The 26,068-nt window shown below is 69.4% G+C and carries 24 protein-coding genes and 6 pseudogenes; 19 read left to right on the top strand and 11 right to left on the bottom strand.

Annotation, left to right across the window (positions count from 1 at the left end; translation table 11 throughout):
- Window positions 1-79 precede the first annotated feature (79 nt).
- Both ACFPZI_RS08110 and ACFPZI_RS08105 read right to left on the bottom strand, forming a co-directional pair.
- Entirely contained in the window at window positions 80-376 is a 297-nt protein-coding gene (locus ACFPZI_RS08110) for a hypothetical protein (protein WP_381360167.1), read from the bottom strand.
- A 297-nt stretch (window positions 377-673) separates the two neighbouring features.
- Window positions 674-901, bottom strand: coding sequence for a DUF1918 domain-containing protein (locus ACFPZI_RS08105; RefSeq protein WP_381360165.1), 228 nt, complete (start codon window positions 899-901; stop codon window positions 674-676).
- A 340-nt stretch (window positions 902-1,241) separates the two neighbouring features.
- Here ACFPZI_RS08105 and ACFPZI_RS08100 point away from each other — a divergent pair, with 340 nt between their 5' ends.
- Complete coding sequence (locus tag ACFPZI_RS08100; protein ID WP_381360162.1) at window positions 1,242-1,556, top strand: hypothetical protein; 315 nt, start codon at window positions 1,242-1,244, stop codon at window positions 1,554-1,556.
- Between the two features lie 24 nt (window positions 1,557-1,580).
- Here ACFPZI_RS08100 and ACFPZI_RS08095 read toward each other — a convergent pair whose 3' ends face one another.
- A complete protein-coding gene (locus ACFPZI_RS08095; protein WP_381360159.1) occupies window positions 1,581-2,000 on the bottom strand; it encodes a CBS domain-containing protein in 420 nt (139 codons plus the stop codon).
- 581 nt (window positions 2,001-2,581) lie between these two features.
- On the opposite strand from ACFPZI_RS08095, the gene ACFPZI_RS08090 reads away from it, so the two are divergent.
- The 4 genes and pseudogenes from ACFPZI_RS08090 to ACFPZI_RS08075 form a co-directional block, all read left to right on the top strand.
- Window positions 2,582-3,025, top strand: coding sequence for a DUF2267 domain-containing protein (locus tag ACFPZI_RS08090; RefSeq protein ID WP_381360157.1), 444 nt, complete (start codon window positions 2,582-2,584; stop codon window positions 3,023-3,025).
- Between the two features lie 274 nt (window positions 3,026-3,299).
- Window positions 3,300-3,674 carry a hypothetical protein gene (locus ACFPZI_RS08085; RefSeq protein ID WP_381360155.1) on the top strand — a complete coding sequence of 125 codons (375 nt, stop codon included), beginning with the start codon at window positions 3,300-3,302 and terminating at the stop codon, window positions 3,672-3,674.
- A gap of 217 nt (window positions 3,675-3,891) precedes the next feature.
- The gene (locus ACFPZI_RS08080; RefSeq protein WP_381360153.1) at window positions 3,892-4,101 is read left to right on the top strand and encodes a hypothetical protein; all 210 of its coding nucleotides are present in this window, start codon (window positions 3,892-3,894) and stop codon (window positions 4,099-4,101) included.
- A gap of 38 nt (window positions 4,102-4,139) precedes the next feature.
- Window positions 4,140-4,640, top strand: a pseudogene (locus ACFPZI_RS08075) (universal stress protein); the annotation flags it as partial.
- A gap of 35 nt (window positions 4,641-4,675) precedes the next feature.
- On the opposite strand, the gene ACFPZI_RS08070 reads toward ACFPZI_RS08075, so the two are convergent.
- A complete protein-coding gene (locus ACFPZI_RS08070) occupies window positions 4,676-6,004 on the bottom strand; it encodes a phosphoribosyltransferase family protein (protein WP_381360152.1) in 1,329 nt (442 codons plus the stop codon).
- Window positions 6,005-6,395: 391 nt separating this feature from the next.
- Entirely contained in the window at window positions 6,396-7,538 is a 1,143-nt protein-coding gene (locus tag ACFPZI_RS08065) for a site-2 protease family protein (protein ID WP_381360149.1), read from the bottom strand.
- Between the two features lie 514 nt (window positions 7,539-8,052).
- Between ACFPZI_RS08065 and ACFPZI_RS08060 the strand changes: the two genes are divergently transcribed.
- Window positions 8,053-9,078 (top strand): 6-phosphofructokinase, encoded by a 1,026-nt coding sequence (locus tag ACFPZI_RS08060; protein WP_381360148.1) that lies wholly within the window; start codon window positions 8,053-8,055, stop codon window positions 9,076-9,078.
- A 64-nt stretch (window positions 9,079-9,142) separates the two neighbouring features.
- Here ACFPZI_RS08060 and ACFPZI_RS08055 read toward each other — a convergent pair whose 3' ends face one another.
- Window positions 9,143-10,030, bottom strand: a complete 888-nt coding sequence (locus ACFPZI_RS08055) for a universal stress protein (RefSeq protein ID WP_381360145.1) — start codon at window positions 10,028-10,030, stop codon at window positions 9,143-9,145.
- A gap of 1,188 nt (window positions 10,031-11,218) precedes the next feature.
- Here ACFPZI_RS08055 and ACFPZI_RS08050 point away from each other — a divergent pair.
- A complete protein-coding gene (locus ACFPZI_RS08050; protein ID WP_381360143.1) occupies window positions 11,219-12,094 on the top strand; it encodes a hypothetical protein in 876 nt (291 codons plus the stop codon).
- A 157-nt stretch (window positions 12,095-12,251) separates the two neighbouring features.
- Here ACFPZI_RS08050 and ACFPZI_RS08045 read toward each other — a convergent pair whose 3' ends face one another.
- Together ACFPZI_RS08045 and ACFPZI_RS08040 are read right to left on the bottom strand one after the other, a co-directional pair.
- Window positions 12,252-12,566 (bottom strand): hypothetical protein, encoded by a 315-nt coding sequence (locus ACFPZI_RS08045; protein ID WP_381360141.1) that lies wholly within the window; start codon window positions 12,564-12,566, stop codon window positions 12,252-12,254.
- Window positions 12,567-13,341: 775 nt separating this feature from the next.
- Window positions 13,342-13,653, bottom strand: a pseudogene (locus ACFPZI_RS08040) (NUDIX hydrolase); the annotation flags it as partial.
- A gap of 2 nt (window positions 13,654-13,655) precedes the next feature.
- On the opposite strand from ACFPZI_RS08040, the pseudogene ACFPZI_RS08035 reads away from it, so the two are divergent.
- The 3 genes and pseudogenes from ACFPZI_RS08035 to ACFPZI_RS08025 form a co-directional block, all read left to right on the top strand.
- Window positions 13,656-14,140, top strand: a pseudogene (locus ACFPZI_RS08035) (tyrosine-type recombinase/integrase); the annotation flags it as partial.
- Window positions 14,141-14,563: 423 nt separating this feature from the next.
- Window positions 14,564-16,198, top strand: a complete 1,635-nt coding sequence (locus ACFPZI_RS08030; protein ID WP_381360138.1) for a helix-turn-helix domain-containing protein — start codon at window positions 14,564-14,566, stop codon at window positions 16,196-16,198.
- 385 nt (window positions 16,199-16,583) lie between these two features.
- On the top strand, window positions 16,584-18,044 hold the full coding sequence (locus ACFPZI_RS08025; protein ID WP_381360137.1) for an amino acid permease: 1,461 nt from the start codon (window positions 16,584-16,586) through the stop codon (window positions 18,042-18,044).
- A 135-nt stretch (window positions 18,045-18,179) separates the two neighbouring features.
- Here ACFPZI_RS08025 and ACFPZI_RS08020 read toward each other — a convergent pair.
- A pseudogene (locus tag ACFPZI_RS08020) lies at window positions 18,180-18,400 on the bottom strand (integrase core domain-containing protein); the annotation flags it as partial.
- A gap of 234 nt (window positions 18,401-18,634) precedes the next feature.
- On the opposite strand from ACFPZI_RS08020, the gene ACFPZI_RS08015 reads away from it, so the two are divergent.
- Complete coding sequence (locus tag ACFPZI_RS08015) at window positions 18,635-20,353, top strand: DUF4153 domain-containing protein (protein WP_417801253.1); 1,719 nt, start codon at window positions 18,635-18,637, stop codon at window positions 20,351-20,353.
- A gap of 575 nt (window positions 20,354-20,928) precedes the next feature.
- Here ACFPZI_RS08015 and ACFPZI_RS08010 read toward each other — a convergent pair.
- Both ACFPZI_RS08010 and ACFPZI_RS08005 read right to left on the bottom strand, forming a co-directional pair.
- Window positions 20,929-21,687 (bottom strand): DUF2182 domain-containing protein, encoded by a 759-nt coding sequence (locus tag ACFPZI_RS08010; protein WP_381360133.1) that lies wholly within the window; start codon window positions 21,685-21,687, stop codon window positions 20,929-20,931.
- Window positions 21,684-22,298, bottom strand: a complete 615-nt coding sequence (locus ACFPZI_RS08005; RefSeq protein ID WP_381360130.1) for a DUF1326 domain-containing protein — start codon at window positions 22,296-22,298, stop codon at window positions 21,684-21,686. Before ACFPZI_RS08005 ends, ACFPZI_RS08010 begins: the two co-directional genes overlap by 4 nt.
- A gap of 120 nt (window positions 22,299-22,418) precedes the next feature.
- Here ACFPZI_RS08005 and ACFPZI_RS08000 point away from each other — a divergent pair.
- The 8 genes and pseudogenes from ACFPZI_RS08000 to ACFPZI_RS07965 all read left to right on the top strand — a co-directional run.
- Window positions 22,419-22,544 (top strand): annotated as a pseudogene (locus ACFPZI_RS08000) (heavy metal transporter CzcB); the annotation flags it as partial.
- Window positions 22,501-22,959, top strand: coding sequence for a hypothetical protein (locus tag ACFPZI_RS07995; protein ID WP_381360651.1), 459 nt, complete (start codon window positions 22,501-22,503; stop codon window positions 22,957-22,959). The pseudogene ACFPZI_RS08000 and the gene ACFPZI_RS07995, both read left to right, overlap by 44 nt.
- Before the next feature lie 234 nt (window positions 22,960-23,193).
- Window positions 23,194-23,463, top strand: a complete 270-nt coding sequence (locus ACFPZI_RS07990) for a type II toxin-antitoxin system Phd/YefM family antitoxin (protein ID WP_381360128.1) — start codon at window positions 23,194-23,196, stop codon at window positions 23,461-23,463.
- Window positions 23,453-23,920, top strand: a complete 468-nt coding sequence (locus ACFPZI_RS07985) for a type II toxin-antitoxin system VapC family toxin (protein ID WP_381360125.1) — start codon at window positions 23,453-23,455, stop codon at window positions 23,918-23,920. Before ACFPZI_RS07990 ends, ACFPZI_RS07985 begins: the two co-directional genes overlap by 11 nt.
- A gap of 429 nt (window positions 23,921-24,349) precedes the next feature.
- Window positions 24,350-24,622: a hypothetical protein gene (locus ACFPZI_RS07980; RefSeq protein ID WP_381360122.1), complete on the top strand. Its 273-nt coding sequence runs from the start codon at window positions 24,350-24,352 to the stop codon at window positions 24,620-24,622.
- A 219-nt stretch (window positions 24,623-24,841) separates the two neighbouring features.
- The gene (locus tag ACFPZI_RS07975; protein ID WP_381360608.1) at window positions 24,842-25,045 is read left to right on the top strand and encodes a PIN domain-containing protein; all 204 of its coding nucleotides are present in this window, start codon (window positions 24,842-24,844) and stop codon (window positions 25,043-25,045) included.
- A 174-nt stretch (window positions 25,046-25,219) separates the two neighbouring features.
- Window positions 25,220-25,777, top strand: coding sequence for a hypothetical protein (locus ACFPZI_RS07970; RefSeq protein ID WP_381360119.1), 558 nt, complete (start codon window positions 25,220-25,222; stop codon window positions 25,775-25,777).
- Window positions 25,778-25,813: 36 nt separating this feature from the next.
- A pseudogene (locus tag ACFPZI_RS07965) lies at window positions 25,814-26,040 on the top strand (alpha/beta fold hydrolase); the annotation flags it as partial.
- Window positions 26,041-26,068: the final 28 nt, after the last annotated feature.

Here is a 26,068-nt window from a genome sequence, read left to right as displayed (position 1 = left end):
CCGCGGGCGTCTCGGGCACGGCGCTTCCGGCCTGCGGCGCTTGCCGCGCTCCCGGCCTGAAACTGCCGAATTCCGGTGCTCAGAGCCATCTGCCCAGCCGCGCGGGCTGTGGAACGGCAGCGCCGCCGCCGGCCCGCACGGCTTCCACCACCGCCTGGTGCAGTTGCCTGCTGCCCTGCTCGGAGTGGCAGGGCACCGGGCTGCCGGCGAGGGCGAACCACCGCGCGGTGTCCGTGTACCGCACCGCGACATCGGCCTGCTTGCCGTCCCAGGTGGTGTGTACCGTCAGATTGCCGGTCATGATCCCGGCCCCGTCCGTACGAGCGCCTCCGTGCCCGGTGAACACGCCTTTCGTCGTCCATGTGGCTCTGGCCATGACGGCGTCCTCCTGTTCCTGATCGTGGGTGGCTCCGGCGGCGACCTTCGGGCGGGTGTCGCTGCACCGCGCCACCCGGGCGACATCAGCCGAAGAGCCGTCGCACCCGGATCGTGTCGATACCTCTCCGTCCGGTCCCTGGCAGCCGCAGCCGGGCGCCCGCGGCGCCCGGACCGCTCGACCGTGCGGTGCGGCCCGCCGTTGGTGCCACGCCCGCGTCGCGTGCGGCGCGGCGTGCCGGCAGCCTGGCACCGCAGGCGTCCCGGTCGGCCCGCAGCCCTTCTCGGCCGCAGCCCGTCACCGGCTCTCCCCCATCGTGTGCGGCTGCGCGGCATCACGTGCCGGGCGGGTCTCGATCACGCAGCCGGGGCCGGGGAAGATCTCGCTTTCGTGGCCGTCGTCGTAACGCAGACGGTAGGGCGGTTCCCCGTCTCGGCCCAGTACCTCGACCACGGTGGCACGGTGTTCCGGGTTTCCGGCTTTTCTGCTGGTGAAGCGCATTACGTCACCGGCCTGTGCGCGCATCGTCGCTCACTCCTCGCCCGTCTCGGGATCAGATGCCTTCATTATTGTCCTGTATTTCACAGTTTCTCCCTTTCGAGGGTCGGCCATGGACCAGCTCGTGGGATGGGCCGATCGGGCACCCCTGGGGGGCCGTGCGGCCCCGCGGTCGGGGAAGGCGAATGCCTCGTTCTCGCCCCCTCTGACGAGGCGGAAGGCCGGGCAGGAGGAGGAAGGGTGGGGCGGTGGGTGCCGATTGGGGTCAATTCGGCAGGCCCGGGACAGCGTCGACGCGGTCCCGGCCCCCGTGCTCGGGTGTCAGGCCGGCGTCCACGGCGCGCAGACACGGGCGGCCGATGAGCGCGTGGACCAGCCGTCCGATCCGGTGCTCGGCGGCTTCTACTTCGGAGCGCAGCAGGTGACGCAGGCCGATGCGCTGAGCCGTCTCGCCGACGAACTCGCCCGGTACACGAACGAGCCCTCCTCACGTCACTGGCGAGGCTGGGAGGACGCCGTGGAGGCGCTGCCGGCACTGGGCGGCCAGGGGCCGGTGCCTGTGGTCATCGACGAGTTCCCCCACCTCGAACAGTCGTGCCGCCGCGGTGCCGATCCCTCTGGCTCCACCGGTGACGATCACCACCCGCTCGTCCAGGGCTCCCAGCACGGCCTCCTGACCTGAATCCAGTGTCGAGGCGAAGATCCGTCAGCGGGCCGCGCAGACGGCCTCGACGAAGTGGCCCACCTGCTCTTCGGGCAGGTGACGTGCGAGGTCCGCCTCGCTGATCATGCCCACGAGGCGATGGTCGTCGACGACCGGCAGCCGGCGGATCCTGTGTTCCGCCATGGCCTGGAGAACCTGGCCGGTTTCGGCCTCGGCGTCGATCGTGACCGGCTTGCCCTGCTCCAGCTGACCCGCGGTCATGGTCCGGGGGTCCTTGCCCCTGGCGAGACACTTCACCACGATGTCGCGGTCCGTGATGATCCCGTGGAGCCGGTCGTCCGGACCGCAGATCGGCAGGGCTCCGACATCCAGTTCCTTCATCCTGCGCGCCGCGTCCTGCAGCGTTTCGTTCTCCTGGATGCAGGTGGCTCCGGCGTGCATGATGTCCCGGGCGGTGGTCATGGTCGTCTCCTTGGGGCGTCGCTGCCGGCGCGGGGAGAGCCACGGAGTCTGGCCAACTCCGGCCGGTACTCCTCCAGACCAGTGTGAGCGCTTGGCATGCCGTACGCATGCCGGGGAACAGGCGGGCTGCGCGGGACGGGCCGTCGGCGATGCCGTGTCCGGCGTAGCCGCCATGTGCCCGGCCCCTGGACGATCTCATCGCACCGGGGCATCGCTCGACCGAAGCGGCGAAAGCGGCTTGCCCGTGGATGCTCGGACGGCTCCCGCGGTAGCGCGCCCTGCCGCGGTGGGCTGGGCAGTCCCTCATGCGTGGCACCTGTGCTGCCTGGCAGTGCTCCGGCTGCCGACCGGTACCGTCCGCCCTAGCATGGAGCCCATAGGGCGGGGAGAGCGAAGCCATCGCGTGCGAGCCTCTACCGCGCAGGAGGGCGGACGGCGCCGGACAAGCGCGCCCGCACACTCGCCACTTCTTTCCGATGGAGCCGACTGCTCTTCATGTCGGCCCCTGCCCGCGGGCAGGCATGCCGGCCCATGCAGCGAAAGGCAGCCACGGAGAAGCAGGAAGCAGAAGGGGAAGACCCATGTCCGCCACACACCCGCCCGATTTCGAGCACGCCATCCACACCGCCGACCTCTGGCTGAAAGCGACGCCGGAAGCTCCGGGCACCGACGACCGCCACCTCGCCCACCGGGTGCTGCGCACCTGGCTGCACACGCTCCGCGACCGGCTCACCGTAGACGTGGCCGCCCACTTCGCCGCCCAGCTCCCCGCCCAGCTCCCCGATCTGCTGCGGGGCGCCTACTACGACGGCTGGGACCCCAGCGTCGTACCGGTCAAGTACGACCGTGAGGGCTACATCAACCGCTTCGTCCAGGAAACCAAGGTCACGGCCGAAGAAGTCCCCCGGACCGCTCCGGCGGTCGCCGTCGTCGTACACGAGCACGTCTCTCCCGGACAACTGGAGGCGGCACTCAACCAGCTCCCGCACGACATCCGCGCACTCCTCCTCCAGCCGACCGCCTGACCGGCTCCACGGGTCCGGGTACATGGCCGCACGGCGTCGACTGCCTGATCGCCCCGGCGTCACTTCCCGGCATCGAGCAGGGGCGCCGATCCTGTACCGACTCCGCGGTCGGCGAGGAGGCGACGCCCCAGTGGGACGCGGGCCAGGACTGACGTTCCCGCCGGGTGCGGCGGCGAAGGGCGTCTTCACGCTCGCGCTCTTCGCACTCTCCGGCGATGCGCGGTTCCCACTCGCCGACCTCCGACGGAACGCCTCTCGCATACGGAAGCACGACATGACCGGTATCTACGCACTGATCCATCCCGACGGCGGACTGGAGTTCCGTGACGGCGTCCCGGAGCAGGTACGCAAGGACGCCGACCCCCACCACGGAACCCCGGCCGCCTTCACGATCCAGCGCCCTGCCCGGGTCGGTAACGGCCTGCACGGACACGTCGCCGACACCTCCGCTCTGGACAGCGAGGCACATCCGCCGAACCGCGTCGCCGGCCCACTCGTGGCTGCCCTCGGCGGCCCGGACCAGTACCTCTTCGGCAACCTGACCATCTGCGGCAGCCGAACCACCCCCGACACCGGAGAAACAACCCTGTGCGGCCTCACCGAAGCACAGCGGCGACTCATCCGTGACATCCACGGCACGGTCTCCTAGGAAACCGCAAGCGCCCGACAGGTCCGGCTGACGCTGCCTCCACGGTCCGACACTCGGCTTCCCCCACCACGGCGAACCCGACGCCTGCACCCGCGCGAGGAGGTCTGGCTGAAGAACAGGCGCACGACCCACCCGGACACGGCGGCCGATCTACTACGGCCTGTTCGCCCCGCCGAGTGACGGCCCGGTCCGTCACCGCCTCGAAAGGGAACACGACATGACGCAGAACCACTCCTCCCAACCCGATGCCGCCCTCGGGCCGGAAGCCCGGCTGGGCCGGCTGGAAGAACAGGTCGCCACCCTGGCCGAGGCCGTCCGGGCGCTCGCCCATGGCCTGGAGAGCATCCCGTCGGAGGACACTCCGCCCGAGGAAGCAGCACGCGGCGCACGACTCGCCCACGAACTCCTGCTCTCCAAGGGTCTGTAGACGCACGGGGGCGCCGGAGACGACGGAGCTGACCGCAGGTGCCGACACCGGTTCCCGGCCGACACCGGGAAGCACCGGCCGAAGAAGGCACCGGGAGTCGTGCGACGACACATGCACAAGAACGCAAACCGATCGTGGCCGGCATCGACCCCGATCCCGGCAGACGCAGGGCGCTCGCCCGGGCCGCCGACGACGCGGACCGACATCATCCGCCCCTGCTGCTGGTCCTCGCGCAGAACGTACCGACCCCTGGGTACCGGCCGACGGGCGGACGACCGTCCTGGGAGGAGTGGAACGCAGCGCTGCACGCGACAGGGGACCGCGCGCTGTCTGAGGCGGTGACGTTCGTCAAGTCCCGGCATCCGCAGGTGCAGGTCGCCGGACTGCCGGCGGAGGGGCATCCGGCGTGGGTGCTGCGCGAGCAGGCGCAACACGCCACGGAGGTCGTGCTCGGCTCCTGGTATCCGAGTGCTCTCCAGGAACTGTTCACCTCTGCCGCCGTCGCCCTGCCGCTCATCGCCCACGCGCCCTGCCCCGTGGTGGTCGTACCGGAGCCGGAGCACACGTTCCGGATTCAGCGCGCCGCATGCGGGACCGGGGCCATGTGGTCGGTGAACCAGTCACGGGCCAGATCGGTGACCTTCTCCAGGGCACCGGGTTCCTCGAAGAGGTGGGTCGCGCCGGGGACGACCTCGAGCCGGCTCTCGCAGCGCAGCCGGGCCTGTGCCTCGCGGTTGAGGTCGAGCACCAACTCGTCGTGGCCCCCGACGATCAGCAGCGTGGGCGCGTTCACCGCCGGCAGCCGTGGCCCGGCCAGGTCGGGCCTGCCGCCCCTGGAGACGACCGCGGCGATCCGCGCGCCGGGCTCGGCGGCCGCCCACAACGCGGCGGCCGCGCCGGTGCTCGCACCGAAGTAGCCGACAGCCAGCCCCTGGGTCTCCGGCCGACCGCGCAACCAGCCGGTGGCGTCCGCCAGCCGCCGGGCCAGCAGACCTGAGTCGAACACGTTGGCCCTGTCTGTCTCTTCCTCCTCGGTGAGCAGGTCGAACAGGAGAGTGCCGAGCCCGGCCCGGTTCAGCCCGAGCGCGACGAACCGGTTGCGCGGGCTGTGCCGGCTGCTGCCGCTGCCGTGCGCGAACAGCACCACCCCGGCCGCGCTCTCGGGCAACGTCAGCTGCCCGCGCAGCACCGTCCCACCGGCCTGCACATCCACCTCCGGGTCCTCCGGCACCGCGTGAGGCGGCTCAGTCCGGCGGGTGCTCACCGGACGGGCCACGGCTTCTTCCAGACAGGCGACGACCTCATCGTCGTCGGTCTGGGCGAAGTCGGCGTAGAACTGCCCGACCGCATAGAAGTCCCGCGGGGTGTGCAGGCATACCAGTTCGTCGGCGTCCTCGCCGAGCCGTGCGGCCCAGTCGTGCGGTGCCACAGGGACGGCGAGCACGATCCGTGCCGCTCCCCTGGCACGGGCGATCCGGCAGGCCGCACGCGCCGTCGACCCCGTGGCCACCCCGTCGTCGACCACCAACACCGTGCGGCCCTCCGTGCCAACCGGTTCCCGCCCCGCTCGGTAGCGCCGGGCGCGGCTCTCCAGCACTTCCCGCTCACGGGCCTCGACCTGGGCCAGATCATCCGGGGTGATACGCGCGGTGCGCACCACGGCATCGTTGATCACACGCACGCCGCCCTCACCGATCGCGCCCATCCCCAGCTCCGGCTGGAACGGCACGCCCAGCTTGCGCACCAGGCAGACATCGAGCGGCGCGCCGAGCGCCCCCGCGACCTCCGCGGCAACCGGCACCCCTCCACGGGGCAGCCCCAGCACCACCGCCTCGGTCCCCTTCAGATGCCCCAGCCGGGCGGCCAGTTGCCGACCGGCATCACGACGATCCCTGAAGAACACGACCCGACCTCCTCGTCCCGGAGGAACACGGCGGGCGACACCCGCCCCATACCTCCATCCTCGCCCGCGCAGCGAACAGATGCGCATCGCCACGCGACCCGCCCCGGTCCGGCCACCGACGGCGCCCCGAGGAGGACGGCTGGTGAACTGGCCCGGGGAGCGAAGCCGACCTCGCGCGAACGCCTCCTCGCTGCGTGCCGGTGCACGACGCAGCCCGTCTCGTAGATCCGCGTAGCCCGCGGACGCGGTTGTCCTGCCGGCCCCGTTCGGGACCGGCGGCTTCCGACTTGCCACGCCCCGACCGACGAGCAGTCGCGAATCGTCGCAGTGCGCCGCATGAGCGAGCGATACGGCGCCTTGTGACACGGCCCGCCCAGGTGCCGGCCCGCGGTCACGGACCATCGCGCCGCCCAGGGGCGGTACGCATCAGCCAGGTCACCGTTCGGCTGACGTCCGAGAGCGAGACGATTCCGGCGAGCCCGCCGTCATCCACGACCAGGACCCGGTGCTCGGCGCCCGGCTCCATGCGTGGCAGCAGATCCGCCAGCGGGCTGTCCGGCCCGACCACGGTGGTCTGCGACAGTGGCATCATCACCTCCCTCACCGTCACGGCGCGGTCCTCGGCCTGCGGCACCTTTCTGGCGCTGTCGAGAGTCACCAGCCCGACCGGGACCCCGTCGTCGATCACCGGGAACGCCGAGTGCCGGTAGCGGTAGCGCGCGCTGGTGAGGAAGCCCGCGACCGTGGTGTCCGCGGGAACCGTGAGAGGTTCGGGCGTCATGGCGTCCCGGACGGGGACACCGGCGAGCACCCCGCGCAGCTGGGCCTGCCGTCCCTCGGCGGTGGCGGCCGCGATGAGGAACCAGCCGATCAGCGTCAGCCACAGACCGCCGAACGCGCCGGTCCGCATGAACGCGATCAGCCCGAGGACCACCAGCAGCCACCCGAGGACCCTCCCCGCCGCGGTCGCGCCGGCTGTCGCCCGCAGCCGGTCCCCCGTGCGCCACCACAGGAACGCGCGCAGCAGCCTGCCGCCGTCGAGCGGGGCGGCGGGCAGCGAGTTGAAGATCGCGAGCAGCACGTTGATGCCTGCCAGCCACGCCACCATCTCCACCACGATCCCGGACGCGGACACCAGGTCGAGCAGCCAGGCACCGAGTGCGAAGAGCCCGCCCAGCAGGAGGCTGACGAGGGGGCCGACGCCGGCGATCCTCAGCTCCGCGCCGGGGCTGGACGCCTCGGTCCTGAGCCGGGCCGCTCCGCCCAGCAGCCACAGCACGATGTCGTCCACTTCGACGCCGTTGCGCCGGGCCACGACGGCGTGCGCCAGCTCATGGGCGAGCAGGGAGGCGAAGAAGACCACGGCGGTACAGAGGCCGGCCGCCCAGTACACCGCCCAGGCACGCCCCGGATACGTCTCCGGGAGGCGGCCCTGCGACAGGCCGAACGCGATGATGCCGAAGATGAGCAGCACGCTCCAGTGCACGCCGACCCGGACTCCTGCGATCCGTCCCAGAACGAACGTCGCCCTCATAGCGCTCTCCCTTGCTCGAGCCGTCACCCGAAAGACAGCCGTCCCCTCCGGCCACCGCTCCGTCTCACCGCCGCCTGCCGCCCGCCGCCTGCCGCCCGCCGCCCGTCGCCCGCCGTACCGTCGGCCGACTTTGATGAAGGACGAACCTCGGGCGAGGCCGTTCCCGGCGTGCCAGGAAGCGTGGACCGCAGGTGGGCGTCCCCTTCCAGGATCAACGCCTTCGCCGCCATCGGCAGGACCGGACGCAGCGAGACGGATCACTCCCGCCTCTGAGCACCGCGCAGAGTCGACCGGGCAAACCGATCGACGCGGCCCGCACTTGTTCAGCGGGCTCCGGACCGCCCGAAAAGCCGGACAGCACTCCTCACGAGCGAGCCGTTCGGACCCGGCGTCCGTCGAGTGGCCACTGCGGACCGAACGGGGGGAGGCTGGAAGCAGACGAACCATGTTCCCGGCAGCGGTCTTGATCGCCGGCCGCGACTGCGCGGGCCGTCCAGCGGATGGGAGAAAACCCATGAAGGTCGGAGTACTGACCGGCGGCGGTGACTGCCCCGGCCTCAACGCCGTCATCCGCAGTGTCGTCCGCAAAGGTGTCGACGAATACGCCTTCGACTTCGTCGGCTTGCGGGACGGCTGGCTGGGCTTGCTCCAGGACGATGTCAGGCCACTGGACATCGCGAGCGTGCGGGGGATCCTCCCCCGCGGCGGAACCATTCTCGGCTCCTCTCGCACCAACCCGTTCACACACGAGGACGGGCTGCGACGGGTACAGGACACCCTTGCCACGCACGACGTGGATGCGCTCGTCGTGATCGGCGGCGAGGACACGCTCGGCGTGGCCACCGAACTGAGCCGTCAGGGAATCCCTCTGGTCGGCGTGCCGAAGACCATCGACAACGACGTCTCCGGCACCGACTACACCTTCGGCTTCGACACCGCGGTCGGCATCGCGACCGAGGCCATCGACCGCCTCCACACCACCGCCGAGTCGCACATGCGCGCCCTGGTGGTGGAGGTCATGGGGCGGCACTCCGGGTGGATCGCGCTGCACGCCGGCGTCGCGGGCGGCGGCAACGTGATCCTCATCCCGGAGCGGCCCTTTGACATCGATCAGGTCTGTGAGCAGGTGAAGAGCAGATTCAAGATCAACTACGCGCCGATCGTCGTGGTGGCCGAGGGGGCCGTCCCGAAAGAGGGGCAGGTGGTCCTCAAGGATGAGTCGCTGGACGAGTTCGGCCATGTGCGGCTGTCCGGCGTCGGCGAGTGGCTGGCTCGGGAGATCTCGGAGCGCACGGGCAAGGATGCCCGCACCACGGTGCTGGGGCACGTCCAGCGTGGCGGCACCCCGAGCGCCTTCGACCGGTGGCTGGCCACGCGCTTCGGGTTGCACGCCATCGACGCGGTCAAGGACGGTGACTTCGGCGTCATGGTCGCCCTGAAGGGCACCCGGATCGTCCGCGTCCCCCTCGCCGATGCCACGGCGAAGACCAAGCTCGTCGATCCGTCGCTGTACGACGAGTTCGAGGTGTTCTTCGGCTGACCGGTCCGCCGCCCACCGGATCGTTCCCGGTCCGCCGGTCCGCCGACAGACCTCTGGACGGCCGTCATCCGGCGTGCGGTACGACCGCCACCGGGCAGCGGGAGTGGTGCAGTACGGCGTGCGTGACCGGGCCCAGTCGGCCTTCGGCCGCCTGGGGACCGGTGCGGCGGCCCACGATGAGCAGGGCCGCTTCCCGGGACGCGTTCAAGAGCGCTTCCGCGGGCTGGAGCAACATGACATCGGTGCGGACCGTCACACGGGGGTAATTCTCCTGCCAGACGCGCAGCGCGTCCGAGAGCCGCAGAACCTCCTGGTCCTCCCACGTGGCGCGGTCCTCCTCGGTCACCACCAGCGTCTGCGGAGAGACCGCCTCGGCAGGAAACGCCCATGCCTGGACCACCCGCAGACGTGCCCCACGTGCCTCAGCGGCAGAGAACGCGAAGTCCGCCGCCTCCCTGACCGGGCGATGCGCGTCGAACCCCACCACCACCTGGGCAGCGCCGCCTTCCGTGCCCATCCCCTCCCCGAAGGCGCTGGGCCGCTGGGTAACCAACACGACAGGGCATGGGGCTGCTGCCGCCATCCGCAGGGCCACCGAGCCGACCGCGAGACCGTCGAAACCGCCCGTCCCCCGTGTGCCGACGACGAGGAGCCCGGCAGCGCGGGCCGCGGCGAGGAGAGCCGGGGCCGGGGCGCCATCGGCCTGCTCGCCCCGCACCTCGACATCCGGGTAACGGCCGACCAGGTCGGCGACCATTCGCTCAAGCATGCGCGCACCCGTGTGACGCAGCCTATCCAGGGCCGGGCGGGGCACGACGGCATCCGGAAACGATGGAAGGGCATGGAACAGGCGCAGGGGAACGTCGCGCAGCGCGGCCTCCCGCGCCGCCCAGTCGGCTGCCGTCGCACTGCGTTCGGACCCGTCGACGCCCGCCAGCACAGGGTGACTCATCGTGTCCTCCTTCGCCCGGCCTGCACCTCCACGGGCGACACACCGCCCTGCCTCCCCTCTTCCACTGTTCCACGGCAGGACCGCTCTGGCTTCCGGACCGGATGCGGGGCCCGCCGACGGTCCTGGCGGGCCCCGCATCTCGTCGACGGCCGACCGGTTCGCCCGGTCGGTGACCTTCTGGCCCTGGTACGAAGACCTTCCCGTCCGTTGGACGGAAGGGCCTGTAACCAAATGTTTCTCTGTGCCCCCGGCAGGATTCGAACCTGCGACACCCGCTTCAGGGGAGACGCTATGGCCGTCCCTGGCTGCGATGATCTTCCCCTAGGTTCACCGTTCCTGCTGCTCAGCGAGGTGCAGTCTTCCGTCCCTGTCTGATCGTTCCCCGCCTTTACACGGCCTTCCGCTCCCATGACGTTCCCATGAGGGTCCCCATGAGCCCGTGGAAACGAGGGTGGGGGAGTCGGCCGAGACCAACTGCAGTCGCCGAAGCGGTGAGCACCGCGGACCCCTTGGGGGCGACAAAGGCTCCGCCCCCGTCAGGGGCCGGGGCCCTCGGCCGTCTGTGTGGGCCGCCCAGCGTCACCCGTTGGTGCTGCCTTCTCACGCTGCACGGGAATCCACGCCCTGGCAGATGTTCCGCTATCGGAGTGCTGGGGCCGGCCTTGTGCGGACATCGTCACCATGATCGCCCGCCGCAGCCGGGACCGGGTTCTTCGAGGCCCGGCTGATCCGTTGCGGCCGCCTGCCCTCCCCCATGCTCATCGGCCGGACGAACGTTCCCCGACGACACCCCACGACCACCTCCAAGATCGGGCCCTGGATACAGCTGGCGGGCAACCGACAGCCGATCAATTACCCGGCCGGCAATCGGGCCGAGCCGTCACTGTAGACACTCACCGGCCCAGGAAGCGGTGTCGTAGGGGTCGGCTACGTCGCACGGATGGGGTGCCGGGTTGTCGCGCCCGTGATCACGGCGCCACCGTCGATCTCAGCATTCGGGCACTTGCCACCTGAAGCGCGCGATGCATAAAGCGGTCATGTAATCGTCCGGCTTCACAGTACTCATGCTAAGCCAATTAAGTGAAATACAGTCAGGCCGCTTGTGTATACGGGCCTGACCCTTCCGCCGGTGTCGTACCTTCGCGCCCATAGGCACAGGGACCAACCCCTATGAGCTGAAGGGACATCATGTCTGCTCGCACGTCGATCACACGCGCTGTTCAGGTCGCCGGCATGTGCGGCGCCATGGCCATCGGTGCGTCTGCCTTCCCAGCGGTCGCACAGGCGAAAACGTTCGTTGCTTGCAACGAGGGCGCCTTGTCAACGGCCATCACAAACGCCAACGCCGCATCGTCTGCCACGCTCTCACTCGCACCGGGCTGCGTGTACGACCTCACCATGCGGCTACCGGATGTGACCGGGAACATCACGATCAATGCGAATGGCGACCTCATCACCCGTGACAGCGCGGCACCTGCGTTCCGCATTTTCACGGTATCCGGTCAGCTCACGCTGAAAAACGCGACCATCTCCAACGGGAACGCCGCCGGTGAGAGTGCGAACTTCGGCGGGGGCATCGCCGTGATCAACTCGGGCTCTCTTGTCGTGGAACGGAGCAACATCATCCATAACAGGGCTGACTTCTCGGGCGGGATCGGCGGTCTTTCAAACACGACGATCACCGTCGATCGCACCACTATTACGGGCAATCAGGTGACACAGAGGGGCGGTGGTTTCATCGCTGACGGCATCGGGACCATCACCAACAGCCGAATCATCGGAAACAGAGCCGGAAATCAGGGTGGTGGAATCGCCAACCAAGGCCAGTTGACGGTCCGAAACAGCAACATCAACGCTAACCTGGCGGGCGATGGCGGCGGGATCGTCAATCTCGGCGGCACCGCCAATCTGAGCCGCACCAACGTCAATAGCAACGTGGCTACAGACGGAGTAGGCGCTGGCGGCATTCTCAGGACCGGCGGAACGGTCACCCTGGTCAGCAGTCGCGTCCGCGGTAACGTGCCAACGAATTGCGCGGGCACGGTACCCGGCTGCACAGGTTGAAGCAATGCCGCGCCAGCGCTTCCCAGCGTTGGCGCGGCACCGTCTCACTCAAGGCTGACAGAGAGGGGGTTGAGCGTGGCGCCCGCCTTGGCGGTCTCCGCAAGGGTAGGGCCGCACCGGTCGCCCGATGAGGCCCTACCCTTGCGATCAATGACCGCTAGTCGCCCTCGTCGCAGTACGTGTCGAAGGCTTTGTTGTACGAGCCCTCGTAGGCGGACTCGTAATTGCCGATGTCCTTCAACTTTGTGAACTTGGTCTGGCTGTTATCGAAGCTCGGGCGCTCGTAGCGGCAATCCTTGCCGTCCGTTTTCCCGTCGTGTCGCCCCTCCGTACCGCCCGCTGCCCGCGGGTCTGTCACTGTCGTGGCTTGGGTGGTGTCGGCTACCGCCTGCGTCATCAGCGCCGGCGAGAACGTCAGTGCTGCTGCGGCGAGGGGGCCCGCCACGACCGCGATGAATCGCTTCGTGCGCATAGCTAACCTCTTTCTTCGAGACGGCGGGACGGTACGCGCACATGGTGCCTCGACCTGGCCAGGACACATCCCGTGTGCGGTTGCGGTCCAGGGAGTGGTATCTACACTGCGATGCGCTGGGCACCATGAGGGCCGGTGGATTCCGGCTTACGACGCCAAATTCCCTGCGTGCGGACTATTTCTGCACTTGTGGCGCCTCTAATTCGACGATAGCGAGTGGCGTGCAACGTGTCCACTTGAGGACTGACGTGCGCGATTGACGCCTCAACTGCCTTTGGAAAACGGCGATGACCTGCGTCCGCCCCCACGGATCGGGAGGCCTGAACTCCTCTTGGAGGGAGGGGTCGTAACGCAACAAAGGGCCAACTCTCCTTAAGGAGTTGAACCTGACGCGCGGGGCGACGGAAAAAAGTTCTCATCGCGCGCTGTAAACAAAATCCGCAATGCGTGAGGTGCATCTACTGCCCTGACCTGCCATTTCCTTCGAACGCGCCAGGAGCTATCCGCTCCGACTCCCACCACTCACCGGTCGGCACTCGCGAACGGCGCCCCTCCATCTCGGAGCCTGAGCGCCCTCGCCGGAGGCACGTTCTGACCGGGGCCGCATTCTGTGGTGTTCGACTCGTGGCCTCGGAACCCTGTCCACACGTGGGCGCGCGTCGGCGCAGCGCGGGCGGAGCGGGCCGAAGGAAGGAGCGTCGCGCGGAGCGGAGTTGGGAAGCGCGCCCGGCGGAGCGGCAGCGCAGCCGGGTGTCTTGATGAAGTAGGGAAAGTCTTATCCCGCTGGGGTCAGTTGCTTGCCGTCGTGGCTTCGTACGTGGGGGCCGTTGCCGTCCAGGGTGTCCAGGAGTCTGATCGCGTAGACCGCTGACATGCGCTCGCTGACCTCGTCGGGTGTGAGCCAGGGGACGGCTGTCGACTCGTCAGAGGTGCGCTCGGTGCCGCCGGAGGGCTTGCAGCGGAAGACCAGGGCGACGATGCCGCGGGTCGTGTTCTTGTAGACGCCGGTGAGTTCGTCCACCTCGACGTGGATGCCTGTCTCCTCCAGGACCTCGCGGGCTACGCCGGCTTCTGAGGTTTCGTCGAGTCAGCCGCGTTCTCTACGTCCGGCAGCAGACCCAGCGCCGCCGGGGCGTCCTCTACGACGACGATCCCAAGAGCCGCCGTCGCCGGGCCGTCCCGCTGCCCGCCCTCTGTATCGCGCTCCTGCGCCGGCACCGGATGCGGCAGGCTGCGGCTCGGGCCAAGGCGCGGGGGCGCAGTGGCAGGAGTCCGGCTACGTCTTCACCACCCGCACCGGTCGCCAGGTCGAGCCGCGGAACGTCTACCGTTCCTTCCCCCGCGTCGCCCAGTCCGCCGGCCTTCGTGTGATCCGGATGCACGACGCCCGGCACGGCACGACCACCCTCCTCGCGGCGGCCGGAGTCGCGCCCCGCGTCGTGATGGAGATCCTTGGGCACTCTCCGATCAGCATCACCATGGACGTCTGCACCCATGTCGTCCAGGACACGCAACGGGAAGCCATGAGCCACATGGACCGGCTGCTCAGGAAGAGGCGCCCCGGTCGGGCGTGACCGCCCCCGCTGATGCCAGAAGTGGATGTCAAAGGCCCCGGACCATGATCGGTCCGGGGCCTTTTGCCTGGTGCCCCGGCAGGATTCGAACCTGCGACACCCGCTTGAGGAGTGGGATCGAATCCTTGCCGGGTGGTGTTCGTTCATGTCGGGTGTTGCTGTCCTTACAGGTCAGAGGCGCCCGGCATGATTCTTGATCCGGCTCGTGACGGCTGCCGCTGGGCCATCCGCGCACGCATTGCTCACGCTCGGGCGGATGTGGTGAGCGGCCCGGCCAAGCCCTACGAGCCCCGTGTTCATACCCCAGTTCGAAAGGTATCGTGCCGTCGCCCGTGCCGCGGTCCACAAATGCCCGAGCGCGGTCCCTGTCGCCGGATGGATAGCATCACGGCTCCGGCGTGGCTCCCAGTAGAGGCGACGATCATGGATTCGGCCGCGGTACCTCCGCTCACAGCGAGCATCAGCCTGCGCGAGTTGCTGATGGCACTGGGTGATTCGCTGGTGGAGGTGCAGGCCGCTCCCGCCGGATTGGACGTCGAGATCCGCGGCGTTGCCCTGCTCGACCCCGAGGACCCGTCGACCACTCGGCCGGGCGAGCTGGTTCTCGTCATCGGTGCCCGTGGCCGAGCCGCTTATCCCGCACTGCGGGCCGCCGGGCGGGACGGAGCCGCCGGCGTCGTGGTCAAACTGGATGGTCCCGGCCAGGCCGCGGACCTCAGCGGGATTGCCGCCGAGGCCGGGGTCGCCCTGTTCTCGTTGCGCAGCGAAGCGCGCTGGGAACAGGTGAACGCGCTGGCCCGCGCAGCCCTCGACGACGCGCCGCCGGGCCGCCCGGGCGAAGGGGCCGCGGAGGGCGACCTGTTCTCGCTCGCCCAGACCACCGCCATCCTCACCAGCGGCACCGTCAGCATCGAGGACGCCGCCAACCGGGTGCTGGCGTACTCCCGCTCCACCGACTCCGACGAGATCGACGACCTGCGGCGGCGCTCCATCCTCGGCTGGCAGGGACCGGAGGCGTATCTGGCGAAGCTACGCGAGTGGGGCGTGTTCCAGCACCTGCGCTCCAGCGACGAGGTGATCGGTATCGACGGCCATCCCGAGCTGGGGATCCGCCGCCGGCTCGCGGTGGCCATCCGGTCCGGGGACCGGCAACTGGGCACCATCTGGGTGCAGGAGGGCTCGACTCCGCTGTCCGAACGCTCGGACCGGGCACTGCTGGGTGCCGCCCGGGTCGCCGCGCTCCACCTGGTGCGCCGTCGCCGGGAGCTCTCGGAGGGACTGACGTTCACCCGGACCCTGCTGGCCGGACTTCTGGAGGGGAACACCGGGCCACAGCCGCTGGCCACCCACCTGGGATTCGACGCGACCCGTCCGGCCGCTGTCCTGGGCTTCTCGTACGGAACCGCGGATGCCGTGGCCGCACCGGAGCTGACCCATGCCGAAGTCACCAACCTGGTCTCCGTGCACATAGCCGCCCGGCATCGCAGCGCGCTGGTCACGCAGGTCGATCCCCGCATTTACGTGCTCCTGCCACAGCTGCCACGCAGCATCGACATAGACACGCTGCGCGGCTGGGGTCAGGAGATCACCGACGCCGCACGCCGCCACCTGGGCCTGCCGCTGCGTGGCTCGGTCGGGTGCGTGGTGTCCGGGCTCGGGGACGTCCCGGAGTCACGCCGGGAGACCGACCGCATCCTCGACGCCATGCTGGGGGCCGACGTACCCACCGCGGTCGCCGCGCTGCCGGACATCCAGGCGGAAGTACTGGTCAGTGAAGTGCTGACGCTGCTTTCCGCCCGTCCCGAGATGCGGGATCCACGGCTGACCGCCCTCGTCGCGCACGACAGCCGGCACCAGGGCCGCCTGGCGGAGACCCTCCTGACCTACCTGAATTCCTTCGGTGACGTACGGGCCGCCGCCGCCCAGCTGTATGTGCACCCCAACACGCTGCGCTACCGCATTCGCCGGGCCGAGGAGCTGACCGGTCTCGAACTGAGCCGTCCCGACCAGCGTCTGCTCGCCATGCTCCAGCTGCGGCTGCCGCCGCCCACCACCTGATCCCGCTTCCTTCCGCATTGGCCTGTCGTACAGCCATCGGAGGCGGATTTGTCGTGCTGCACAAACACATCGCTTCATGATCCTCATACGCTTGCGCAAATCCATCTCCGCAAGTGATGCGGGCCGCCTCTCACGAGGAGACGGAGCGCAACACCGACGTGCGGTGACGACCCCATCACCTGCACGGCATCCGAATACCGCGCCCCGCATCGTGAACGCTTTCGAGAATCTTCAGGGCCATGGCCGACCCCCTGCCGGACCGGCCTGCTCGTCCCCGCCGCCGAGGCGATCCGGAGATCCGGTGATCGGTGAACCAGCGACCCGGTGAACACGACAGCCACTCCCCCCGCATGACTCCCCAACCCCACTTTGGACGGATGTCGACATGACTGCACGCGCCCCTGACTCCCTGGCCACTGCCACCGCTCCACCCGCCGACGGTCAGCCCCCGGAGCAGCCAGGTCTGAAGGCCGGTCTCAAGAACCGCCATCTGTCCATGATCGCCATCGGTGGTGTGATCGGCGCCGGCCTCTTCGTGGGCTCGGCCTCCGGCATCACCGCCGCCGGGCCCGGCATCCTGCTGTCGTATGCGCTGGTCGGAGCCCTGGTCGTCCTGGTGATGCGGATGCTCGGCGAGATGGCCGCGGCCTATCCGACCTCCGGCTCCTTCTCCGCCTACGCGGACCGGGCGCTGGGCCGCTGGGCCGGGTTCTCGATCGGCTGGCTGTACTGGTTCTTCTGGGTCGTCGTGCTCGCCGTGGAGGCGACCGCGGCTGCCGTGATCCTGGAAGGGTGGGTGCCGGCCGTACCGCAGTGGGCCTGGGCACTGATCGTGATGGTGGTCCTCACCGCCACGAACCTGGTCTCGGTCGGTTCCTTCGGCGAGTTCGAGTTCTGGTTCGCGGGCATCAAGGTCGTCGCCATCGCGGGCTTCATCGTCCTCGGTGGCCTGGCGATCTTCGGTGTGCTGCCCGGCTCCGACAACGCCGTGACGGGCTTCGGCAACCTCACCGAACACGGCGGCTTCCTGCCGAACGGGCCCGGAGCGATCCTCACCGGCATCCTGCTGGTCGTCTTCTCCTTCATGGGCAGCGAGATCGTCACCCTCGCCGCCGCCGAGTCCCCGGACGCGCAGCGGGCGGTCGCGAAGGCCACCAGGAGCGTGATCTGGCGGGTCGGCCTCTTCTACGTCGGCTCGATCCTCGTCGTGGTCTCCCTGCTGCCGTGGAACGACCCCGCGATCGAGGAGAAGGGATCGTACGTCGCGGCCCTGGACTCGATCGGCATCCCGCACGCCGGCGAGATCATGAACTTCATCGTGCTGACCGCCGTGCTGTCCTGTCTCAACTCCGGCCTCTACACCGCCTCCCGGATGGCCTTCTCCCTGGGCCAACGCGGCGACGCCCCGCAGTCCTTCGTACGGACGAACGCGCAGGGTGTCCCGCAGGCCGCGATCCTGGCCTCCGTGGCCTTCGGCTTCGTGGCGGTCGCCTTCAACTACCTGTGGCCGGACACGGTGTTCCGGTTCCTGCTGAACTCCTCGGGCGCGGTCGCGCTCTTCGTGTGGCTGGTCATCTGCTTCTCGCAACTGCGGATGCGGGGAATCATTCTGCGCGAGAACCCGGAGAAGCTCGTCGTCCGGATGTGGCTGTTCCCCTATCTGACGTGGGCGACGATCGCGATGATCTCGTTCGTGCTCGTCTACATGCTCACCGACGACAGGGAGGGCGGCGGACGGAGCCAGGTGCTGCTCTCCGTGCTCGTGGCCGTGCTGGTGATCGCGGTCTCGTTGGTCCGGGAGCGGATGCGCCCGAAAAACACCGAGGACGCGGTCGCGCCCCGGTAGCCGCCGCGGACGGCCGCACGGCGTTCCAGGCTCCCCGCCGTCCTCGGCGGGGAGCCGTCACCGTTCCGGGCGTGGGGCCGCGCGCTGGCGCCGGTGAGCGGAACCGCGCGGAGTCGCGAAGGGCGGCCAGGTGTCCTGCCCCGAGAGGTTGGGGACGCGGCCGGCGGGTGGTGTGTCCGCGAGCGCGGTGTGTCCGCGGTGGTGATTGTAGGTGTGCGGCCAGTTGGAGAATGCCTCACGTCGTTCGGCTTCTGACCGGTAGGGGCGGGGGGCCACTCGTCCAGCAGGGTGCGATTGAGGCGTTCGACCTTGCCGTTGGTTTGCGGCCGGTAGGGCCGTGTGCGCTTGTGGGTGATCCCGGCATGGCCCTCTCCCGGCGCCTGACATGCGACGGCCCCGAAGGTGAACGGCGGACCGCCGGATCCGCCGTGCGTTCGGTGGCTGTGCGAGCGCAGACGTCCGCGCCGTCCCCGCTACCCTTGCGGGCACGCCGCCCCGCCGATCATGGTGGCCGGCTTCGCAAGCGACACCGGTACCCGATCGACGTACCCGAGTATGTGCGTTCCGGGGCCGGTTGGGAGGGGGTCCCCATGACAGAGAAACCACCTGTGCCCGTCGAACCGCCTGAGCGGTCCCGGCAGTCGGGGCGAATACCTGAGGGAGAGGCCGCGGACACGGGAGGAGCACAGCGGGCGGGAACACCACCGGAGGGCAGGTCGCGCGCGACGACGGACACGCGGCCCGGCGAAGCCGTCAGTGCCGGGCGCCCGCCGCACCTTCCGTTCACTCCTCCCAGCCCTCTGTACGCGGGCGCCTACCCCTACAAACCCTCGTTCCCCGCCCTGCGCCGCGAGCCGCCCTCCACCGTGAACACCGCCGTCCTCTGGGCGGCGCTCGCCACCGGCGTGCTCAGCATGGTGCTGCTCAGCAACGGTGTGGGCGTCAATCTGTTACTCGTCGCCCTGCCGGCCGCGGTCACCGCGTACTTCGCCGCGCGCCAGGCAGGCCGGGTACAGGCCCGTCCCTGGACGCTCGCCTGGGGCATCGGAGGACTCGCCCTCCTGCTGGTTCCGGCGGTCCGCGCCGCTCAGTGGCCTTCCCTCCTCGCCGTGGCCACCGCCATCGGTCTCGCATCGCTCGCCCTCCACGGCTCGCGGACGTGGCCCGGCGTCGTCCTCAGCCCCTTCGGGCTGGTCGATTCGCTGCCCAAGGGCGCACTCTGGGGCTGGCGAGGAGTGCGCACCCGAGCCGGCAACGCCTCTGGCAACGTGGGCTCCGCGCTGCGCGCCCTTGCCGTGACGGCCGTGCTCCTCCTCGTCTTCGGCGCACTGTTCGCCGGGGCCGACGCGGCTTTCGCCGACCTGCTGAGCAGGCTGGTCCCGGACATGTCCGTCGGCGACGGCCCCTGGCGCCTGGTGCTGTTCACCCTCGGGCTTTTCGGCGCCCTCGCGGCGGCACACACCGCCGCCGCCCCTCTGCGGTGGGACAGCTTCGAGACAAGCCCGGGCCGCGCCCGCGGCCGGGGTGAGTGGGCGCTTCCCCTGCTCGTGCTGTGCGTGCTGTTCGCCGTCTTCAACGCCATCCAGCTCGCCGTCCTCTTCGGCGGATACAAGGCCGTCCTGGACAAGACCGGTCAGACCTACTCCGAGTACGCGCGGCAGGGCTTCTGGCAACTCCTGCTCGCCACGCTCCTCACCCTCCTGGTCATCGTCCTCGCGCTGTGCTGGGCCCCGCGCGGCGGGCCAGGTGACCGGAACCTGGTGCGGGGGGTTCTAGGCACCCTCTGCGCACTCACCCTGGTCGTGGTCGCTTCGGCGGTACGGCGCATGGACATGTACGTCGAGGCGTACGGGTTGACGCGGCTGCGGATCTCCGTCGTGACCGTGGAGTTGTGGCTCGGCCTGGTCATCCTGCTGATCATGGCCGCCGGGGTCTGGGGCGCACGCCGGCTGCCCCGCGCCGTCGCCGCGTCGGCCGCTGTCGGGGCCCTCGCTTTCGGCCTGGCCTCTCCCGACGGGCTGATCGCCGAGAACAACGTGCGGCGGTACGAGAAGACCCACAAGTTCGACCTGGAGTACGTGCGTGGTCTCTCGGCGGACGCGGTCCCGGCTCTGGACAGGCTGAGAGAGCCCATGCGGTCCTGCGTCCTCGGTCCCCTGGCGCAGGGGCTCGGTCCGGCAACGGCGTCCTGGTACGAGATCAGTTGGGGAGAGGTTCGCGCCCGGCAGATCCTCGAGGAACGGCCGCCGACGACGACCGACCCGGGAACCTGCGAAAGCAGCGGGGAGAGCCTCGAGTACTACCGCTGACCTGACGCCCCGTTCCGCCAGGGCGGGCAGCCGGCGGGCCGTGATCCGCGACGGTGGAGGAGACGCCCCCGCCTAGGGGACGCGGACTTCGCGCGGACTCCAGTGGCACACGTGTGGCACGGCTCAGAACATGGCGAAGGGCCGGCCCGGGAGGAAACCCCTCCTGAGCCGGCCCTTCTGTCTGTGCCCCCGGCAGGATGCGAACCTGCGACACCCGCTTGAGGGGTTTTCCCTGGGCGGGCTGTGACCTGCGGAGACATAGGTCGCAGGGCGTCTGACCCGGGAAATCAACCCTCCGTGGTTCTCACGTGTTCGCGCGGCTTCCCGGCCGCATGTGTGCCGAATCCGTTCTGCGTACGTGTCCGACTGACAGTGATGATGTTCGTGGTGACGCCGCTGGTGGGTCTGACCCTCCGACTGACTGACGTCTCGACTGTCCTGTTTGCGATTTGTCGGCCCGCCGGGCGTCACCACGCACGCGGCCGGACGGGCGCTTGTGACATGGTGGTCCGCCGCCACCTGCAAAGCAGGACCACCACGTCTACTGCGGGATGGAGCCGAGGGACGGCCCGTCCTCACATCCCGGCCATACCGCCACCGGTGAGGCCCGGAGCCAGCGTCGGGACCCAGAAGACGGCGACGGCCAGGGCGATCGAGGCGATACCCACGGTACGGGCCACCAGGCGGCCGGCCGGAGCGAGCTTCTCGGCGGTGATCACGGCGGCCAGGACCACCATGGCCCACAGGTTCATCAGACCGAACGCCGCCAGCAGCACCATGAGCGACCAGCAGCAGCCCAGACAGAAGGCCCCGTGGTGGGCTCCGGCACGCAGATCGCGAGAGAGCCCCGGGTACGAGGCGTAGCGCAGCATCAGCCCGATCGGCGAGCGGCATCTCGCCAGGCAGCGGTCTTTGAGGGGCGTGAGCTGGTAGACGCCGTTGACCGCGAACACGGCCGCGGCCACTGCGGTCCCCGTAGCGGCGGGGAGGCTCGCCGCCCGGCCCAGGCCGACGGCCAGCGCGTACGCCGGCAGCCCGGCCGCGGCCCAGACGAGTAAGTAGGCGACCGTGAAAACGACCATGCGCGGCGCCCGATGCATGGTCATGGTGCGTGCGTACAGCGCGGCGACGGGCGCCGTGGCGGGCAGCATCATCGCGGCCATCATCAGCGTCCACACGGCCAGGAAAGCGGACAGGCCCAGGCCCATGGTGCCGGGCATCGCCTGCATGCCGCCCCAGCGCGTCACCTCCCAGACCCAGGCGGCGGCCGCCGCGACCAGCAGCAGCCCGGCGGGGCCCGCCCTGCGGCGGCCGGTGACCGGCCCACCGGTCACGCGGACCACGTGAAGGGCGCCGAGTGTCCGTTGCCGCCGGTGAAGTCCCAGGACCGGCCGTACACGCCGTCGCCCGTCGCCCGGGTGGACCGGGCGATCGTCAGCGTGCTGTTCGCCGGGTGGAACATGCCGGTCAGGCCCATTACCGGACCGTCCTCGCCGAACTGCGGGGCGACCTGGTCCTCGATCTCGATGTCGATGGCATCGCCCACCCGCGCGGCGTGGCGGCGGCCCTCGTCGCGGTAGTCGATGGGGACGCGCTCCACGCCGAGGACCTCGCCGATGAGCGGAGTGAGCGCCGCCATCGGCCCGCCTGCCTGGCCGGAGAAGACCTTCCCCAGCGCCTCCGCCTGACCGTCGTCGGCCGAAGCGTCGACGTACAACGCCACCTGCCAGCCGCCCTCGGCCATCACCCGGGGCCCGTCGATGAAGACGGCGACGCTGCGGTCGGAGACGTCCACGCCGTCCACGTTCCCACTGTCCATGTGGAACGCGAAGGTCACCTGGCAACGCTCGTGGTCGGCCGGTGCGGCGAAACCCGAGGTGGTGCAGGGACACACCACGTCGCAGTTGCAGCTCTCCAGGTACGTGCCGTTCAGGTTCCAGGGCATGACTCTTCCTCCCTGTTTCGCGTCCCCTCCGGCGAAGGGAATACACCAGGAGGGTCCGCCCCTTCCGGTGCCGCTCTTCTTCAGGCTATTCCCGACGACCTCCGTCGCGCAGATCCGCTCGACCCGGTGGTCCCCGCCTCCAGCGTCCGTGTCCAGGCCCACGTCCTGGTTCGCGAAAAGCACGCCACCGAAGCCGTCACCCTTGTCCGGCACACCGCCGACCAGCTCACCGGCGGCCGGGGCCGACCTGAAGGACATCCAGGAGATGCCCGGCCACTCCTCGATCACCATCACGGCCGACACGTACACGAGCCTGCTGCCCGAGGCGGATCTGGCGATTGCTGAGGCCGCAGCCTGGCTTGTACCGCGGGCCTGTGCCACCTCCGGGAACATCGCTCCCGAAGCGGAGCCCGACGGCGCGAAGAAGCCCGGTTCGGAGCCCGTGCCGGATGATGCTGATCCATTGGGCGATATTCGGGAGAGCAGCTCCCCGTCTGCTCACGCACCGCTCACGCAGACGGCCCCAGACGAGGAGTCCGAGGCCGAACAGAGCACCTCCCTGGGGGAGGAACCCCAGGTCAACGGCATATTGAGTGGTGCCCCCGGCAGGATGCGAACCTGCGACACCCGCTTGAGGAGTTTTCCCTGGGCGGGGCTGTGACCTGCGGAGATGCAGGCTGCAGGGTGTCTGGCCAGGGAAAGTACCCCTCCGTGGTTCTCGTGTGTTCGCGGGGTTTCCCGGCCTCATGTGTGCCGAATCTGTTCCAGCGGGGGCCGCCCGTGATGACTGCCGGCCTGCCCTGGTCGCTCGCTGCGTTCACGGTCGAAGACTTGTCGGCGCGAGCCTTCGGCCGTGAAGTGCTACCCGGTAGCACTGGGTGCTACCGTGGTGGGTATGAGCGTGCAGCCCGAAATCACCCAGCGGGATCTGCGCAGCCGGTCCCGAGAGATCATGGACGCCATACAGGGCGGCCAGTCGTTCACCGTCACCCGTGACGGACACCCGATCGGTCAGCTCGTCCCTCTGCGGCGACGCCGTCGGTTCGTCTCCCGTCAGGAGTTCGCCGCGATGTCCAGGACCGCCCCCGACATCGACCTCGACACGTTCCGCGCCGACCAGGACGCCACGGCCGACACCTACCCGGACGATCCCTATGCCCGCTGACCGCTCGACGTATCAGCAGGGACTCCTCGACACCAACATCATGATTCTGCGCCGGTGGGTGGCCCCCGAGGAACTGCCGGACGAAATGGCGGTCACCGCCATCACCCTGGCCGAGCTGTCCGCCGGCCCGCACGAGGTCCGTCGCAACGACGAACAGAGCGGCTACGACGAACACGCCGAACGCGCCCGCAGGCTCGACGTCCTGCAACGCGCCGAGCACGAGTTCGACCCCATCCCCTTCGACGCCGACGCGGCCCGCATCTACGGCCGCATCTGTGCCGCGGTGATCAGCGCGGGCCGCAAGCCGCGCCGCCGGGTGGCCGACCTGATGATCGCCGCCATCGCCGTGGCCGAGGACCTTCCCCTCTTCACCACCAACCCCGACGACTTCAAAGGGTTGGACGACCTGCTCACCGTCGTACCGGTCACCCGCCCGAAGGTGCCCCACGAGGGCTGACGCCAGGGCATCGGGTCGGTGAGAGCGCAACGGACTTCGTGGTGCGAGCGCGACACGGACGCGATCACGCAGCAGGGCCGGTTCGGGGGAACAATCCCATCGAACCGGCCCTGCCCGCAGTGCCCCCGGCAGGATGCGAACCTGCGGCACCCGCTTGAGGAGTTTTCCCTGGGCGGGGCTGTGAGCTGCGAAGATGCGGGCCGCGATGTGTCTGAGCAGGGGAAACACTCCTTCGTAGTTCTCACGTGTTCGCAGGGTTTCCCGGCCCCATGTGTGCTGAATCTGTTCTGGTCGGTCCACGAGCTGAGGGTGAGGTTCTGGATCCGGGCGGATGCCGGCTTCGGTGACAAAGCTGTGAGCGGGTGGGCGGGAACCCGTAGCCTGGGACCACTGGCAGCACACGGTTCTGATCAAGTGGAGGGGATGCCGATGACCACAGCTCCTGGCGGTGTGCCTCACCCGCCGGCCTCGTCGTCGCATCCGCTGCGCACCATCCGTGACATCCGGGAGTCCCTGCCGGAGGACCAGCGTAGGCATTTCGATGCGGAGCTCGCCGACACGGAGATCGAGGCGCTGCCCAGGATGCTTCACCGTTGGGTGGCATTGAGCAACGACGGTTTTGAGGAGTTCCTGCTCTCCCGGCCGTTCGAGGGGCTGGAGTTCGGCGCGCGCTCCTACGACGAGCAGACGGACGCCGAGTGATCTACCTGTTCGACACCAATGTTGTCGCCGAACTCACGACTCGGGCCACGCCTGACCCGCGCGTCCTGGCCTGGTTCCGGTCCACAGCCCGGCCCAACGCTTCCTGAGTGTGATCACTGTGGCCGAGATCGAGGCCGGCGTGGTCGCCGCCCGGATCCCGTACGACAGGCACGCTACGCCCGAGCTCTCGCTGCGGTACGGCATGAATACCGCGACCGCATCGCGCTGATCGGCGAATCGGAAGCGGCTGCCTACCTGACCGTTCACAAGGCGCTCAAGGCCGTAGGCGCCGGCATCGACCCACCGGACGCCCTGATCGCCGCCACGGCCCTGGCCAACGGGTGGACGGTCGCCACACGCAACATCAAACACATGGCCCGAACCGGGGCCCTGGTCGTCAATCCATGGGAGGAGAAGCTGTAAGCGGTACTGCAGAGCACGAGCCACCCTGCCGGCGTCCCCCCGGGGCCGGCGCAAGCTCTCTGACGACATCACGCATTCAAGGTCGGTAATAGACCTGAGGCGTTCCGATTCTGCTGACGGCAGACCATTTCGCGACCCCTTGCGTTCATGAAGATGCCGAGTAATCGTCATTACATGATTACGGCACAGAAGCAAGAGCAACTGAGAGGTTGGTTCATCGGCCGGATCCCCGACGATCTCTTCGAGGAACTGGCCGAGGTCACGGTCGACCGCGAGGAGATCACGGTGATCGGACGCATTCCCGGACCCCGGCCGGTCGAGGACGCCTCTCCGGCCGAGAGGGAAGCGGCGATCGAGGGCCGGATCCAGGAGTTCCGGGAACGCACCCGGGACGCCCGGATCGCGGTCGCCCGGGACGCGGAGCACCGCTTCGGCCGGAAGGTCTCCTGGGGGGTGGAGTGCGACGGGGGGCGCGCCCTGTTCACCCATGTTGCCGCGCCCGTCATGACCCGACTGCGCCAGTCGGAGCGCCTGGTCCTCGACACGCTGATCGCCGGCGGGGTTGCCCGCAGCCGCAGCGAGGCGCTGGCCTGGTGCGTGCGCCTGGTCCAGCAGCACACCGACGACTGGCTCACCGAACTGCGTGAGTCCCTGGAGCACGTCCAGCGGGTGCGGGCCCAGGGACCGGACGGCGAACGGGAGGAGGACGAGCCCACCGCCGACGGTGAGTGAACGGCGTTGTCAGTGGCGCGCGTTACCGCGCGGGGCATGACCCGTCTCGTACTGGTCGCCGGTGCCTGGCTCTGGGCGTGGGACAAGGCGGCGGCCGAACTGCGCGCGGCCGGGCACGAGGTCCATCCCTTGACGCTGTCCGGCCTCGCGGGGAAGCGCGCCCTACCGGCCGGGCAGCAGACCCATGTCCAGGACATCGTCCACGAGGTGGAACGACTCGAGCTGCGCGATGTCTCCTCGTCGGACACAGCTACTCCGGCGTGAACGAGCGGCGAGGACGCGGTTTCTTCT

The organism is Streptomyces chlorus (assembly GCF_042655885.1).
In the GTDB taxonomy this organism is placed as follows: domain Bacteria; phylum Actinomycetota; class Actinomycetes; order Streptomycetales; family Streptomycetaceae; genus Streptomyces; species Streptomyces chlorus.
Note: the sequence above shows the minus strand (reverse complement) of the source record. Positions and strands in the feature narration are given on the sequence as shown.

What these genes read in the sequence shown, in the direction of transcription:
- ACFPZI_RS08110 (WP_381360167.1), bottom strand. Translation starts at nt 376, where the DNA reads ATGGCCAGAGCCACATGGACGACGAAAGGCGTGTTCACCGGGCACGGA.
- ACFPZI_RS08105 (WP_381360165.1), bottom strand. Translation starts at nt 901, where the DNA reads ATGCGCGCACAGGCCGGTGACGTAATGCGCTTCACCAGCAGAAAAGCC.
- ACFPZI_RS08095 (WP_381360159.1), bottom strand. Translation starts at nt 2,000, where the DNA reads ATGACCACCGCCCGGGACATCATGCACGCCGGAGCCACCTGCATCCAG.
- ACFPZI_RS08090 (WP_381360157.1), top strand. Translation starts at nt 2,582, where the DNA reads ATGTCCGCCACACACCCGCCCGATTTCGAGCACGCCATCCACACCGCC.
- ACFPZI_RS08085 (WP_381360155.1), top strand. Translation starts at nt 3,300, where the DNA reads ATGACCGGTATCTACGCACTGATCCATCCCGACGGCGGACTGGAGTTC.
- ACFPZI_RS08080 (WP_381360153.1), top strand. Translation starts at nt 3,892, where the DNA reads ATGACGCAGAACCACTCCTCCCAACCCGATGCCGCCCTCGGGCCGGAA.
- ACFPZI_RS08065 (WP_381360149.1), bottom strand. Translation starts at nt 7,538, where the DNA reads ATGAGGGCGACGTTCGTTCTGGGACGGATCGCAGGAGTCCGGGTCGGC.
- ACFPZI_RS08060 (WP_381360148.1), top strand. Translation starts at nt 8,053, where the DNA reads ATGAAGGTCGGAGTACTGACCGGCGGCGGTGACTGCCCCGGCCTCAAC.
- ACFPZI_RS08055 (WP_381360145.1), bottom strand. Translation starts at nt 10,030, where the DNA reads ATGAGTCACCCTGTGCTGGCGGGCGTCGACGGGTCCGAACGCAGTGCG.
- ACFPZI_RS08050 (WP_381360143.1), top strand. Translation starts at nt 11,219, where the DNA reads ATGTCTGCTCGCACGTCGATCACACGCGCTGTTCAGGTCGCCGGCATG.
- ACFPZI_RS08045 (WP_381360141.1), bottom strand. Translation starts at nt 12,566, where the DNA reads ATGCGCACGAAGCGATTCATCGCGGTCGTGGCGGGCCCCCTCGCCGCA.
- ACFPZI_RS08030 (WP_381360138.1), top strand. Translation starts at nt 14,564, where the DNA reads ATGGATTCGGCCGCGGTACCTCCGCTCACAGCGAGCATCAGCCTGCGC.
- ACFPZI_RS08025 (WP_381360137.1), top strand. Translation starts at nt 16,584, where the DNA reads ATGACTGCACGCGCCCCTGACTCCCTGGCCACTGCCACCGCTCCACCC.
- ACFPZI_RS08015 (WP_417801253.1), top strand. Translation starts at nt 18,635, where the DNA reads ATGACAGAGAAACCACCTGTGCCCGTCGAACCGCCTGAGCGGTCCCGG.
- ACFPZI_RS08005 (WP_381360130.1), bottom strand. Translation starts at nt 22,298, where the DNA reads ATGCCCTGGAACCTGAACGGCACGTACCTGGAGAGCTGCAACTGCGAC.
- ACFPZI_RS07990 (WP_381360128.1), top strand. Translation starts at nt 23,194, where the DNA reads ATGAGCGTGCAGCCCGAAATCACCCAGCGGGATCTGCGCAGCCGGTCC.
- ACFPZI_RS07985 (WP_381360125.1), top strand. Translation starts at nt 23,453, where the DNA reads ATGCCCGCTGACCGCTCGACGTATCAGCAGGGACTCCTCGACACCAAC.
- ACFPZI_RS07980 (WP_381360122.1), top strand. Translation starts at nt 24,350, where the DNA reads ATGACCACAGCTCCTGGCGGTGTGCCTCACCCGCCGGCCTCGTCGTCG.
- ACFPZI_RS07970 (WP_381360119.1), top strand. Translation starts at nt 25,220, where the DNA reads ATGATTACGGCACAGAAGCAAGAGCAACTGAGAGGTTGGTTCATCGGC.